Raw genomic sequence first — 658 nt, 5'->3', positions numbered from 1 at the left:
TCCTTGGGGATCGCCCACATCAGCCCGGCGCTGGCCGGATCGATCTCCGGCGTGATGTCCTGGCCGTGCAGGCAGAGCCCGGCCTCCAGCCGCAAGCTGTCGCGGGCGGCCAGCCCAATCCACAGCACGCGCTCGTCCTCGAGCAGCCTGGCGACAAGAGCGCGCGCATCCGCTTCCGGCAGGCCGATCTCGAAACCGTCCTCGCCGGTATAGCCGGAGCGGCTCATGAACCAGTTTTGCCTGGGTTCGATGCCATGCATGAACAGCAGCGATCCGGTCTCGATGCCGGCACGGGCAAGGGCCGCCCATGCTGCGGGACCCTGGATGGCCAGGAAGACGCGGTCGAGCGCATCGACCTTCGCGTCGAAATCCGCAGCCAGTGCGCGCAGGTGCTTCTCGTCGGTGGCGGCGTTGCCGGCATTGGCGACGACCATGAAGCGCTCGTCGCCCAGCCGGGTGATGATGAGGTCGTCGATGATGCCGGCGGCCTCGTTGAGGAAGAAGGTGTATTTGGACTGGGAGATATCGAGCGCGCCTGCATCCAGCGGGCAGGCGCGGGCGAGCAGTGCGGCGGCGCCCGGACCGCTGACCTCGAACAGCTTCATGTGCGAGATGTCGAACAGGCCGGCCTGTTCGCGGGTGTGAAGGTGTTCCTTCA

Annotated in this window: 1 protein-coding gene; it reads right to left on the bottom strand. The window is 66.9% G+C overall.

Features of this window, described 5'->3' with window-relative positions:
- On the bottom strand, window positions 1–658 hold a 658-nt coding region (locus CN311_RS31225), incomplete at both ends, for an aminomethyltransferase family protein (RefSeq protein ID WP_483425994.1).

The organism is Mesorhizobium sanjuanii, from assembly GCF_002529485.1.
Taxonomy (GTDB): Bacteria; Pseudomonadota; Alphaproteobacteria; order Rhizobiales; family Rhizobiaceae; genus Mesorhizobium; species Mesorhizobium sanjuanii.
Note: the sequence above shows the minus strand (reverse complement) of the source record. Positions and strands in the feature narration are given on the sequence as shown.